This is a genomic window from Pseudomonas danubii (assembly GCF_042980055.1).
Lineage (GTDB): Bacteria > Pseudomonadota > Gammaproteobacteria > Pseudomonadales > Pseudomonadaceae > Aquipseudomonas > Aquipseudomonas danubii.
The window spans coordinates 3,010,645-3,023,891 of sequence record NZ_CP116502.1; the positions used below are offsets into that span (position 1 = coordinate 3,010,645).

The following is a 13,247-nucleotide window of genomic DNA, read 5'->3' on the forward strand; positions in this document are numbered from 1 at the left end:
ATGGCGTTCGAGCTGCGGCTCGAACGCCATGACCGTCGAGCCGTCAGCCGTCTTTTTTAAGCGGTTCTGCAGCCCTGTTCTTTCTGGCCAGGGCTCGCCGCTCGAGAGTTTGCAACCGTGAACCAAGCCCCTCTAGTCAGCATCGTTATCCCCGCCTTCAACCCGCGCTTCTTCAGCCAGGCCCTCGACAGTGCCTTGGCCCAAACCTACCAGCCTCTGGAAATCGTCATTTGCGACGACAGTGCCGACGATCAGATCCAGCGTATCGTTGAAGCCGTGGCCGAGCCTGCGCACCCTGTGCGGTACCTGCGCAACCCGCAACGCCTTGGGCTGCAGAAGAACGTTCTGCGCTGTGTTGAAGAGGCGCGTGGCGAGCTGATCAAGGTGTTGTGTGACGACGATCGGCTGTTTGCACCCAGCATCGCACTGCAGGCGCCGGTGCTGATCGACAATCCGGATGTCAATCTGGTGTGTGCGCTGCGGGTATTCAGTGACGCTGGGAATTTCATCCTGCCGCCGCGGGTCGACAACTGCCGTTTTACCTACAACGATGCCGTGCTCAAGGGCGAGGATATGCTGGCGATCTTCGAGAGCACGCCACGCAATTTCCTCGGCAACTTCAGCTCGGCACTGATGCGTCGTGCCGATGTGCTGGAGCTGCTGCCGGCATTGATCCAGGAGGGCGCGGGTTTTGTCGCGCTGCTGGATTTCGCCCTGTTCATCTGCCTGATGCGCCGTGGCAACCTCGCGGCGCTGGTGACGGTGCTCAGTTGCGAACGCCTGTACCCGGGGCGCCTGAGCGCTACCCCGGAAATGCTCAAGCAGGCACGCAGTGAGTGGGAGTGGCTGGTGCAGATGCTGGCCGCCCGCAGTGGCGAGTCGGCGCCGGCGGCAGGCTGGGTGCGGTATGTCGATATGGCTCGGGAGGCCGGGCAGCCGCGCAACTGGCAGGAGCTGTGCGTGACCCGGGTGTTGGGCAACCGCAGTACCGTGGTCGATGGCCGGGTGGGTGGCGAGAGCATCAGTTACGAGGATTTCTATCGAGAGTGGCTGTCGGTACGCAAGTTCTCGGCGGTGGAGCAGCGGCTGATGCCTCAGCGCATCGACAGCTGGCCGCGGCGGGTGCAGTTGGTGCCGGTGGTCCTTGACTTCGAGGGCGATGGCGAAGCGCTTGCCCGGACTCTGGACAGCATTGATGGCCAGCTGTTCGCGCCTGCCGCGGTGCTGGTGTTGTCGGTGGGCGAGGAGCAGGTGCGTGACCGGGTTCTGCACCAGCCTCTGCGAGGCGACTGGGTGCAGCAGCTCAATGAGCTGGTGCCGCAGTTGGAAGGTTGCGACTGGTTCTATCTGCTGCAGGCCGGTGATCGCCTGCAGGAGTCGGCACTGTTGATCCTTGCCGAGCGCATCGCCAATACCCCGGCCATGCTCTGCGCCTACAGTGATGAAGGCGCGCTGGTAGAGGGGGAGTCGTCGGAGCCGGTGTTCAAGCCTGACTTCAACCTCGACCTGATGCGCTCCTATCCCTATGTCGGTCGTGCCCTGGCTTTTTCCCGCGAGCGCTTCATGGCCGAAGGCGGGTTCGATCCGCGCCATGGCGAACTGGCGCCCCATGATCTTCTATGGCGGATGGTGGAGGCGGCGGGCCCCCGGACCATCGAGCACATTGCCGATATCCAGCTGGAGTCCGAGTTCAGCTTCGCCCAGTGGTTGTCCCGCCCCCAGGTGATCGAGGCCAGTGAAGGGCTGGTGGCCGCGCATCTGCAGCGGATCGGTGTGGAACACCGGATTGTTCACGATGACCTGCCCCTGCTCAATCGCATCGATTACCTGCATGGCAGCCGGCCGCTGGTGTCGATCATCCTGCCGTGCGGTGACTCCCTGGCGACCCTGCAGCGCTGCGTTGAAAGCCTGATCGAGCAGACGGCCTACAACCACTACGAAATTGTGCTGGTGGATGCCGGCAGTCGCGACCCGGCCATGGCCGACTGGCTGGCGGCCATGGCCCAGCTGGGTGGTGCGATGCTGCGGGTTCTGCCTTATGTCGGTCCGCACAGCCAGGCTGCGCTGATCAACAGTGCGGCGAGCCTGGCGCGTGGCGACTACCTGTTGCTGCTCAATCCGGGGGCGCTGATCTGCAGCGGCGACTGGCTGGATGAGTTGCTCAATCAGGCCCAGCGTCCGGAGGTGGGCGTGGTGGGGGCGCGGATTCTGGCCACCGATGGCTCCATTCTCCATGCCGGCCAGGTGCTGGGCATGGCCGGGCCTGCGAGTTCGCCCTTTGTCGGCGAAGCCATGGACGCCCGGGGCTACATGCAACGGCTGCAAGTGGTACAGAACTGGAGTGCGGTCAGTGGCGATTGCCTGATGGTACGCAAGGAGGTCTTCGACAGCCTGGGCGGCTTGGATGCGCAGGCGTTCGCCGACGAATTGGGTGCGACCGACCTGTGCCTGCGGGTCGACCGCAACGGCTATCTGGTGGTCTGGACGCCTCACGCTACCCTGATGCTGCGGCCAGCGTCGCCTGCCGGTGATGACAGCGAGCGGCAGCTGGCCCGCGAGGCCGAGCAGGAGCGCTTCTACCAGCAGTGGATGGCGAAGATCGCTCGCGATCCGGCCTATAACCCGGCCCTGAGCCTGGGCTACTCCAGCTTCAGTCTGGAGCCTTCCTTGCGCAACAACTGGAATCCGTTCTGCAGTCGCGCCTTGCCCTTGATCCTCGGCTTGCCGGTCAACAGTTCCGCGGTCGGGCATTACCGGGTGACCGGTCCCCTGACGGCGTTGGAAGAAGCGGGGCGGGTGATTGCCCGGGTGGCCTACGAGTCGCCGTCCACGGCGGACATCGAGCGCCTGTCGCCGGATACCATCATCCTGCAGTGCCGCTACAGCGAAGGGGCGGCCAGTGACATTCTGCGGATGAAAAAATACTCCAGCGCCCTGCGGGTCTTCGAGCTCGACGACTACATCGTCAGTGCGCCGAAGAAGAACACCCACGCTCGGAACAAGCCGGTGAACACCGAGCAGATGCTGCGCGAAGGCATCGGCTTGTGTGATCGCGTGGTGGTGACCACCCAGCCCCTGGCCGATGCCCTGTCGAGCATGCACAGCGACATTCGCGTGGTGCCCAACATGCTGGCGCTGGACCCCTGGGCCAGTTTGACCAGTCGTCGTGGTACCTCCAGCAAGCCGCGGGTGGGTTGGGGCGGTGGCACCAGCCATACCGGCGACCTGGAGATCATCGCCGAGGTGGTGCGCGAGCTGGCGAACGAGGTCGAGTGGGTATTCTTTGGCATGTGCCCTGACGACCTGCGTCCTTACGTACACGAATTTCACTCGCTCACCAGCCTGCAGAGCTATCCGTTCAAGCTGGCCAGCCTGAACCTGGATCTGGCGCTGGCGCCGCTGGAGTTTCATATCTTCAACGACTGCAAGAGCAACCTGCGGCTCCTGGAATACGGTGCCTGCGGTTACCCGGTGATCTGCACCGACACCGAGGCCTATCGCGGTTTCCTGCCTTGCACCAAGGTCCGCAGCAACAGTACCGAGGAATGGTTGCAGGCGATCCGCATGCACCTGTCCGACCCGGCAGCCAGTTACCGCATGGGGGATGAGCTGCGAGAAGCGGTGCATCGCGACTTCATGCTGCGCGACGACAACCTGCGGCACTGGCTGTGGGGATGGTTGGCGGACTGATCGTCCTCCCCCGGGCCGGCGATTGCCATCGTCGTTGGCCGGGATGTGGGGCAATCCTCCGTTCGGGTGGTTGCTCTCGCTGTCTTCTGCGGCGCCTGCGGGCGCCGCGCACGCAATTGGCGCACTTCCTGCAAGTCCTCGGCAAATCGCCATAAATCCTTCACTGCGGCGCAGTGCAAGGGCCCCTTTGGTTGCGATGAATGATCTGCATCTGGCGCCGTGCCAGTCCTGAAAGGGCTGGGCTGGCCCACGAAGAGCAAGAGGACAGCGATGAAGGCAGTAATTCTGGCAGGTGGACTGGGTACGCGAATCAGCGAAGAGTCCCACCTCAAGCCCAAGCCCATGATCGAGATCGGTGGCAAGCCAATTCTTTGGCACATCATGAAGCAGTATTCCGCCCACGGGATTCATGACTTCGTGATTTGCCTGGGCTACAAGGGCTACGCGATCAAGGACTTCTTCGCCAACTACTTCCTGCACACTTCGGATGTGACCTTCGACATGCGCAACAACCGCATGGACGTGCATCAGAATTACAGCGAGCCGTGGAGCGTGACGCTGATCGACACTGGAGAGGAAACCATGACCGGCGGACGCTTGCGCCGGGCCGGACGTTATCTGCAGGAAGACGAGGCTTTCTGCTTCACCTATGGCGATGGCGTATCCGATCTGGATATCGGTGCATTGGTGGATTTCCACAGGTCCCACGGCAAGCTGGCCACGGTCACTGCCGTGCAGCCCCCGGGCCGCTATGGCGCCCTGGATCGCGATGGCGACCAGGTCCTGGGCTTCACCGAGAAACCTCGTGGCGACGGTGGCTGGATCAACGGCGGGTTCTTCGTGTTGTCGCCCAAGGTGCTGTCCTACATCGATGGCGACAGCACCACCTGGGAGGCCGAGCCGCTGATCCAGTTGGCCAAGGATCAGCAACTGAGCGCCTACGAGCATTCGGGGTTCTGGCAGTCCATGGATACCCTGCGGGACAAGAATCATCTGGAGCAGCTCTGGCAAAGCGGGGAGGCCCCGTGGAAGCAATGGGACTGAGCCAGGAATTCTGGCGTGGCAAGCGGGTCCTGCTGACCGGCCATACCGGTTTCAAGGGCAGTTGGCTGAGCCTGTGGCTGCAAAGCCTGGGGGCCCAGGTCAGCGGATTCGCCCTGGACCCCGGGACCGAGCCGAGCCTGTTCGAACTGGCCCGGGTGGCCGAAGGTGTCGACGATCATCGTGGCGACCTGCGAGACCTGGGCAGCCTGCTGGAGCTGATCGCCCAGGTGCAGCCGGAAATCGTCCTGCACCTGGCGGCCCAGCCCCTGGTGCGCGAGGCTTACCGTGATCCGCTGGGGACCTACTCAAGCAACGTCATGGGCACCCTCAACCTGTTGGAAGCGATCCGTCAGGTCGGTGGGGTCCGTGCCTGCGTCCTGGTGACCACTGACAAGGTCTACGCCAATCAGGAATGGCTGTGGCCCTATCGGGAAAACGAAGCCCTGGGCGGCCATGACCCCTACAGCAGCAGCAAGGCTTGTTGCGAGTTGCTGGCTCAGTCCTATGCCTCATCCTTCTTTGCTGCCGAGCGTTATGCCGAGCACGGCTTGGCCCTGGCCACGGCCCGGGCCGGCAACGTGCTGGGCGGTGGCGATTTCGCCCCCGAGCGGTTGATTCCCGACGTGCTCAAGGCCTGGTCGGCCGACGAGCCGGTGACCTTGCGTTATCCCCAGGCGGTACGCCCCTGGCAGCACGCCCTGGAGCCCCTGGCCGGTTACCTGCAACTGGCAGCCGGCCTGTACGTGAACGGCCCGCAATACGCCGGTGCCTGGAACTTCGGGCCCGGTGAACAGGACATGTGCAGCGTCGGTGAAGTGGTGGAGTTGCTGGCCCGGCAATGGCCCGAGGCCCCGGGCCTGCGAATCGAACCCAGTGAGCTGCACGAAGCCGGCCTGCTGCGTCTGGACAGCAGTCGTGCGCGCCAGCTGTTGGGCTGGAAACCTCGCTGGACGCTGCAACAGTGCCTGGCGCAGACCCTGGACTGGCACCTGGCCTGGAAGAGCGGCGCGGACATGCGTGCCGTGACCCTTGGGCAGTTGAACCTGTACCGGGGGGCGCTGTGAGCGAGTTCCAGGTCCTGGCTCTGCCAATGGCCGGGTTGTTCGAGGTGCGCCACAAACGCTTCGAAGATCAGCGCGGGCATTTCTCCCGGCTGTTCTGCGAAGGCAGTCTGAGCGCCTTTGGCCAGCCCTTCCATATTCGCCAGATCAACCACTCCTGCACCCGCGAACAGGGCAGCGTGCGTGGCTTGCACTATCAGACCGCCGCCCGGCCCGAAGCCAAGCTCATCAGTTGCTTGCGCGGCGAAGTCTGGGATGTGGCGGTGGACCTGCGCCCCGAGTCACCGACCTTTTTGCATTGGCATGCCGAGCACCTGCGTGGCGGCGATGGGCGCAGCCTGTTGCTGCCGGCGGGTTTCGCCCATGGCTTCCAGGCCCTGAGCGACGATGCCGAGTTGCTCTACCTGCACAGCGCCGACTACGCCCCCGAGCACGAGGCCGGGTTGTCGGTGCTGGACCCGCGACTGGCGATCAACTGGCCGTTGCCTGTCAATAATCTGTCGACCCGGGATGCCAGCCACCCCTTGCTCGATGCTGCCTTCGCTGGAGTAAGACTATGAATTGCCGCGGTTGTGGCGCATGCCTGAGCCTGCCTCTGATCGACCTGGGCACCTCGCCGCCATCCAACGCCTACCTGCGGGCCGAGCAATTGGATCAGGCCGAGCAGTGGGTGCCGCTCAAGGTCCAGGTGTGCCAGCAATGCTGGCTGGTGCAGACCGAGGACTACACCCGCGCCGACCACCTGTTCGACGCCGACTATGCCTACTTCAGTTCGTTCTCCAGCACCTGGTTGCAGCATGCCCGAGACTACGTGGCGCAGATGGTCGAGCGTTTCGGCCTGGACGCCCGGAGCCGGGTGGTGGAAGTGGCGGCCAACGACGGCTACCTGCTGCAGTACGTGGCCCAGCGTGACATTCCCTGCCTGGGGGTCGAGCCGACCCGCAGCACCGCCCAGGCGGCGCGGGCCAAGGGCCTGCAGATCCGTGAGTTGTTCTTCGGCCGTGGCACTGCCGCGCAGTTGCTGGAGGAGGGCTGGGCCGCCGACCTGATGGCGGCCAACAATGTGCTGGCCCATGTGCCGGACATCAACGATTTCCTCTGTGGTTTCGCTACGTTGCTCAAGCCGACGGGCGTGGCGACTTTCGAGTTTCCCCAACTGCTGAGCCTGATGGCCGGGCAGCAGTTCGACACCCTGTACCACGAACATTATTCCTACCTGTCGCTGACCGCCGTCCTGAGCCTGTGCCAGCGCAACGGCCTGGAAGTTTTCGACGTCCAGACCCTGGCCACCCATGGCGGTTCGCTACGGGTCTTCGTGCAGCGCATCGACGGCTCGCGCCGGCCGGTGCAAGACAGCGTGGCGCAGCAGTTGCTGTTGGAACAGCGTGCCGGGGTGAACACGCCCGAGTACTACCAGACCCTGGCGCCAGCCGCTGAGCGGATCAAGCACGAGCTGCTGCGCTTCCTGCTCCAGGCCAAGGCCGAAGGCAAGCGCGTGGTGGGCTACGGCGCGGCAGCCAAGGGCAATACCTTGCTCAACTACGCTGGGGTCAAGGCCGACTTGCTGGCTTGGGTCGCCGACGCCAGCCCGCACAAGCAGGGTAAGTTCCTGCCGGGCAGTCGCATCCCGGTGGTGGCCCCCGAGCGCATCGACCAGGAGCAGCCGGACTATGTGCTGGTGTTGCCCTGGAACCTGTTGGGCGAAGTCAGCGAGCAACTGGCCCAGGTGCGGCAATGGGGCGGGCGTTTCGTGATTGCCGTGCCTGAGTTGAAGCTGCTGTGAAGGGCATGACGGTGCTGGTCACCGGCGCCACCGGCTTTGTCGGCCGGCATCTGGTCGCGGCCTTGCTGGCCCGGGGTTGCCGGGTCCGGGCGCTGGCCCGGGATCTGGACAAGGCGCGGCAGATGCCCTGGTTCGACGCGGTAGAGTTTCGCGCGCTGGATGTGCATGACCCGCAGCTGGATGTCGAGGCCCTGGTGGACGGGGTCGATGCCTTGGCCCATCTGGCCTGGCCCGGATTGCCGAACTACCAGGCGCTGTTTCACCTGGAGCACAACCTGATGGCCGACTATCGCTTTATCAAGGCGGTGGTCGAGGCGGGGGTGAGCCAGGTGCTGGTCACCGGCACCTGCTTCGAGTACGGCATGCAGAGCGGACCTTTGACAGAACAGACCGAGGCTCGTCCAGGCAATCCCTACGGCTTGGCCAAGCACAGCCTGCACCTGTTCCTCCAGGCCCTGCAGCAGCAGTTGCCCTTCAGCTTGCAGTGGGCGCGGCTGTTCTACCTGCATGGCCCCGGACAGAATCCCAAGAGCCTGCTGGCGGCACTGGACCGAGCGATCGATGCCGGTGACGAGGTTTTCAATATGTCCGGCGGCGAACAACTGCGGGACTACCTGGACATCGAGGCGGCTGCCGGCTACCTGGCGGCGCTGCTCGAGCAGCGAGAATTTTCCGGGGTGGTCAATTGCTCTAGTGGCAGGCCGATAGCCGTGCGCTCCCTGGTGGAACAGCGTATCGCCCAGCGCGATGCCTCGATCCGCTTGAACCTGGGGCATTACCCGTATCCGGATTACGAACCCATGGCGTTCTGGGGTTTGAACCAGCGCTTGTTGGACATAACAGGAGCCGAACATGGCGCATGAGTTGTATCGGGTCGCCGACTTGCCGGTGTTGCAGAACCGTACCTTCGCCGATGCCCAGAGTGCCCGGGCCTCGGCGTCTGCGGATATCGTGCTGGTGCAGGATCTCAAGAGCGGGCTGATCTTCAATCAGGCCTTCGATGCCGACAAGCTCAGCTACGACAGCGACTATCAGAACGAACAGGCCCATTCGGCGCAGTTCCAGCAGCACCTGATGGATGTGGAGGGCATCATCGCCCGGCACTTCAAGGGGCGCGAGCTGATCGAGGTCGGTTGCGGCAAGGGCTATTTCCTCGAACTGCTGCGCAGTGAGGGCTATGCCATCACCGGCATCGACCCGGCCTACGAGGGGACCAACCCCGAGGTGATCAAGGCGCCTTTCACCCGTGGCCTGGGGCTGGCTGCCGAGGCCATCGTGCTGCGTCATGTGCTGGAGCATATTGCTGATCCGCTGGCCTTTCTGGCAGAGATTGCCGATGCCAACCAGGGCGGGCAGATCTATATCGAAGTGCCGTGTTTCGACTGGATTCTCGAGCATCGCGCCTGGTTCGACGTGTTCTATGAGCACGTCAACTACTTCCGCCTCGAGGACCTGCAGCGCATGTTCGGCACCGTGCACGAGGCCGGGCACCTGTTCGGCGGCCAGTACCTGTACGTGGTGGCGGACCTGGGCAGCTTGACGTCGTCGTTGCCGGCGCCGATCCAGCCCTTGCAGATGCCGGCGGATTTCACCGCCAGCATCGAGTGCGCCAAACGCATCATCGGCTCGGCGCCGCACACCGCTGCCGGGATCTGGGGCGCCTCGTCCAAGGGCGTGATCTATTCGCTGTTCCTGCAACGCGCGGGTGTGGCGGTGGATCAGGTCGTCGATATCAACCCGGCCAAACAGGGCCGGTACCTGCCGCTCAGTGGCATGCGTGTGTCATCGCCACAAGAAGCCATGGAGGCACTGCCGGCAGGCGCCAACCTGTTCGTGATGAATTCCAACTACCTCGAAGAAATCAAGCGCATGACCGACGGCCGTTATGTCTATCACGCCGTCGACAGCGCTTCGTTCAGCTAATTTGCCATTGAGAACCGAACATGACCGAGCACAACGTCATTCAAGCCTTTGAACAAGAATGCCAGGCGCAGATCAGCGCCCAGGGCCAGGATGAAAAACTCAAGGGCCTGGCCCGTGACTTTTTCAACGAGTCGGCGACCCACAAGTACAGCTATCACTTTTCCTGGATGGGCCGGCCGATCATCCAGCTGCCCCAGGACATGATGGCGATGCAGGAAATCATCTGGCAGGTCAAGCCGGACCTGGTGATCGAATGCGGTATCGCCCACGGCGGCTCGATCATCTACTACGCCTCGCTGCTGGAGTTGCAGGGCCATGGCGAAGTGCTGGGCATCGACCTGGATATCCGCCCGCACAACCGCGAAGCCATCGAGCAGCACCCGATGAGCAAGCGGATCCGCATGATCGAAGGTTCGAGCATCGACCCGGCCATCGCCGAGCAGGTACGGGCTGCAGCCGCCGGCAAGAAGGTGATTCTGGTCCTGGACTCCAACCATACCCACGAGCACGTGCTCGAAGAGCTGCGTCTGTATGCGCCGCTGGTGTCGGTGGACAGCTACTGCGTGGTCATGGACACCGTGGTCGAGGACATGCCGGAAAGCTTCTTCCCGGATCGTCCGTGGGGCCCGGGTGACAACCCGAAAACCGCGGTCTGGGCCTATCTGGAGGAGAACCGCGATTTCGAGATCGACTACCAGATGCAGAACAAGCTGCTGATCACCGTGGCGCCGGACGGTTACCTGCGTCGGGTTCGTTAACTATCAATGGTTGCAGGTTCAAGGCGTTTGGCCGGTTGTGGGGAAGTACCTATGTGGGTTGGAGACAAAGCAATGAATGACAAAGCACCCCTGAGTGAGCGTTTCACCCTTGTGCTGTTGTCCCACAACCGCAAAGCGTTCATGCGGCGCACCTTGCAGTATTACAGCACCTATCCGTGCTCGATCCTGGTACTGGATTCGTCGTTGGAGGCGGATGAGTCCCTGGCGCAGCTCTATCCCCAGGTCGACTACCGGCATCTGCCGCAGTTCGGCTACAAGGGCCTGCAGGACAAGCTGACCTACGGCATGAGCCTGGTGACCACGCCTTATATGGCGTTCGCTGCCGATGACGATTTTCTCCTCCATGATGCGCTGACCAGCTCCCTGGAGTTTCTTGAGGCCCATCCCGACTACGGGCTGTGCCATGGCTACGGGATGATGTATCTGGCCCGGGCTTCGGAAACCAATTACTACCGCCGTGATCGCCGGGTCATGGAGGACTATGACTCCCATGATGCCCAGGATCGGGTGATGAACTTCATGGGGCATTTCCTGCCGCCGTTCTATGCGGTAACCCGCACCGACCTGCTGCGCCAGTGGTATGAGCTGCTGCCGCCGGGAGTGAGTTTCGAATGGCAGGAAATCGGTCACTCCTTCTTCCTGCTGGCCTGTGCCAAGGCTCGGATCCTGCCGATTCCGTTTGCCGTGCGTGAGGCCAACTACGGGGCCTCGGAGCACAACACCAATGTGCTGACGGTGCTGACCTACAAGGACGCGCAATCGGTGGCCCAGCGTGAGGCGTTCGCCGAGTTCCTCGCCTCGCTGCCCACCGGTTTCAGTGGTCGGGACCCCGAGCAGGTGAAGCAGATCGCCCTGGACAGTTTCACCGCCATGGCCGACTGCCTGCTCAGCGGACGTTCCCTCAAGGGCACGGCGATCTTCCGTTCGGCCTGGGTCGAGGTCGGAGCCGAGCCGGTACGCTCCTTCGGTCCCGAGCAGTTCGTCGAGATGCCGTTCTACAACCAGCCGATGTTCGATCTGCTGACCGAGTTGGAATTCCTCATGCATGCCATGCCCACCGGGCGTCTGCAGCTCAAAGAGCTGGAGGGTGTGTTGCTGCGTCAGGAAGAGTTGATGCGGGTTCATCCCAACGACACACCAGAGAGCCTGCGCGCCCGGTTGTGGGAAGCGCTGACCCTGAACCTGTTCAACCGCGAGGTGGTCAAGCGCCTGGCCGAGTCGATGCAAGACAGCGACGAGCCCGAGGAGGCGCGCAAGCTGCAGGCCTGGGCCGAGCGCCTGGCGTCGGTACCGGGGGCGGACAGCCGTGCGCTGTTCAACGCGACCGAGTCGGGACGCTTGCTCAAATGGCTCGAGGCCCGTGCTCCGGAGCCGGCACAGTTGAGTGCCATCGCTGCGCACCTGGCCCGCCATGCCGGTGGCCCGCAAGTGCAGATCCTGCTGCTGGATCTGGACGCTGACCTGGTCAAGTTGCAGGCCACGCTCGACAGCCTGCTGGCCGGTCATTACAAGGCGTTCAAACTGGTGGTGTTCACCACGGGCGAGCTGCCGGCCACCACCACGGCCCAGGACACCTTGCATTTCGTCAAGGTCACGGAAAACAACTACGTCGAGCGCATCAATCAGGCCATGGCCCAGTCCCGTGCCGACTGGGTGCTGTTGGCCGAGGCCGGTGATCAGTTCACCGCCAGCGGCCTGCTGCGGGCGAGCCTGGAATTGCTCGGCGCCGAAGGCATTCGTGCCGTGGCCATGGACGAGATCCAGCGCCGTGCCGATGCCACTTTGACTTCGGTGTTCCGCCCCGGGGTCAACCTCGATCAATTGCAAGGCACACCGGCGCTGATGGCCCGGCATTGGTTGCTGGACCGCGAGACGGTGCTGCAGGCTGGTGGTTTCTCCCGTGAGCTCAAGCAGGCGCTGGAGCTGGACCTGCTGCTGCGCCTGATCCAGGACGGCGGCCTGGCCGGTCTGGCCCACCTGGCCGAGCCCTTGCTGATTTGTCAGGCTCCGGGGGACGAGGCTGACGCCGAAGAGCGGCAGGTGCTGACCCGGCACCTGGCCGCACGAGGCTATCGCGCTCAGGTCGGTTCGGCGCAGCCGGGTACCTACCAGATCGAGTATCAGCACGCCGAGCGGCCGTTGGTATCGATCATCCTGCCCAGCCAGGACAATTTCGCCGAGTTGCAACGTTGCCTGGTCAGCGTGCTGCAGCGCACCCGCTACCAGCGCTATGAAGTGCTGATCGCCGAAAACCACAACCAGAGTGTCGAGCTCGACAGCTGGCTGACCAGCCTGGAAGGCCGCGGCGAGCGCATTCGTGTGTTGCGCAGTGGCCAACGCCTGAGCGCTTCGGCCTTGTTCAACATGGCGTGCCGGGAAGCTCGGGGCGAGTACCTGGTGCTGCTTGCGGCCGATGCCGAGGTGGTCAACGCCAACTGGATCGAGAGCTTGCTCAACCAGGCTCAACGCCCGGAAGTCGGGATTGTTGGCGCCAAGCTGGTGAACGAAAACGGCGTGACCACCCAGGCCGGGCTGATCCTGGGGTTCGACGGCCACCTGGGTGCGGCCTTCGCCGGTGAGACCAAGGAGGCTGCGGGCTACATGAATAGCCTGTGGGTGGAGAAGAATTATTCAGCGGTGTCCGGTGCCTGTCTGATGATCGGCAAAGCGCTGTTCGAGGCGGTGGGCGGGCTGGATGAAGAGCATTTCGACCAGGCTTTCGCCGATGTCGACCTGTGCCTGAAAGTGGCCGATGCCGGTTACCTCACGGTACTGACGCCCCAGGCCCAGGTGCAGCATCCGGGGACGTTGCCGCAACACCCACAGGCGGCCGCGGCCCTGCAAGACAAATGGGCGGCACGCTTTGCCCAGGATATTGCCTATAACCAGAACCTGGCGTTGAGCGGCAAGGGTTTTGCCCTGGGTGCTGCCAGTGCGGTCAACTGGGCCCAGTTGCTCGGATAAGGA

At 63.4% G+C, this 13,247-nt stretch carries 9 protein-coding genes; all 9 read left to right on the forward strand.

Annotation, left to right across the window (positions count from 1 at the left end; all coding sequences use genetic code 11):
* The first annotated feature begins 117 nt into the window (after positions 1-117).
* The 9 genes from PFZ56_RS13960 to PFZ56_RS14000 all read left to right on the forward strand — a co-directional run bounded on the left by PFZ56_RS13960 (position 118) and on the right by PFZ56_RS14000 (position 13,244).
* Complete coding sequence (locus PFZ56_RS13960; protein WP_170001282.1) at positions 118-3,690, forward strand: glycosyltransferase; 3,573 nt, start codon at positions 118-120, stop codon at positions 3,688-3,690.
* Positions 3,691-3,960: 270 nt separating this feature from the next.
* Positions 3,961-4,734 (forward strand): glucose-1-phosphate cytidylyltransferase, encoded by a 774-nt coding sequence (gene rfbF, locus PFZ56_RS13965; RefSeq protein ID WP_102864047.1) that lies wholly within the window; start codon positions 3,961-3,963, stop codon positions 4,732-4,734.
* Positions 4,716-5,798: a CDP-glucose 4,6-dehydratase gene (rfbG, locus tag PFZ56_RS13970; RefSeq protein WP_102864046.1), complete on the forward strand. Its 1,083-nt coding sequence runs from the start codon at positions 4,716-4,718 to the stop codon at positions 5,796-5,798. The genes rfbF and rfbG overlap by 19 nt, the downstream gene beginning before the upstream one ends.
* Positions 5,795-6,355 carry a dTDP-4-dehydrorhamnose 3,5-epimerase family protein gene (locus PFZ56_RS13975; protein ID WP_102864045.1) on the forward strand — a complete coding sequence of 187 codons (561 nt, stop codon included), beginning with the start codon at positions 5,795-5,797 and terminating at the stop codon, positions 6,353-6,355. Before rfbG ends, PFZ56_RS13975 begins: the two co-directional genes overlap by 4 nt.
* On the forward strand, positions 6,352-7,578 hold the full coding sequence (locus PFZ56_RS13980) for a class I SAM-dependent methyltransferase (RefSeq protein WP_170001281.1): 1,227 nt from the start codon (positions 6,352-6,354) through the stop codon (positions 7,576-7,578). The genes PFZ56_RS13975 and PFZ56_RS13980 overlap by 4 nt, the downstream gene beginning before the upstream one ends.
* A gap of 5 nt (positions 7,579-7,583) precedes the next feature.
* Positions 7,584-8,441 carry an NAD(P)-dependent oxidoreductase gene (locus tag PFZ56_RS13985; RefSeq protein ID WP_170001280.1) on the forward strand — a complete coding sequence of 286 codons (858 nt, stop codon included), beginning with the start codon at positions 7,584-7,586 and terminating at the stop codon, positions 8,439-8,441.
* A complete protein-coding gene (locus PFZ56_RS13990; RefSeq protein ID WP_110595148.1) occupies positions 8,431-9,501 on the forward strand; it encodes a class I SAM-dependent methyltransferase in 1,071 nt (356 codons plus the stop codon). The genes PFZ56_RS13985 and PFZ56_RS13990 overlap by 11 nt, the downstream gene beginning before the upstream one ends.
* 20 nt (positions 9,502-9,521) lie before the next feature.
* Positions 9,522-10,259, forward strand: a complete 738-nt coding sequence (locus tag PFZ56_RS13995) for a cephalosporin hydroxylase family protein (RefSeq protein ID WP_102878847.1) — start codon at positions 9,522-9,524, stop codon at positions 10,257-10,259.
* 51 nt (positions 10,260-10,310) lie between these two features.
* The gene (locus PFZ56_RS14000; RefSeq protein ID WP_170001279.1) at positions 10,311-13,244 is read left to right on the forward strand and encodes a TIGR00180 family glycosyltransferase; all 2,934 of its coding nucleotides are present in this window, start codon (positions 10,311-10,313) and stop codon (positions 13,242-13,244) included.
* Positions 13,245-13,247: the final 3 nt, after the last annotated feature.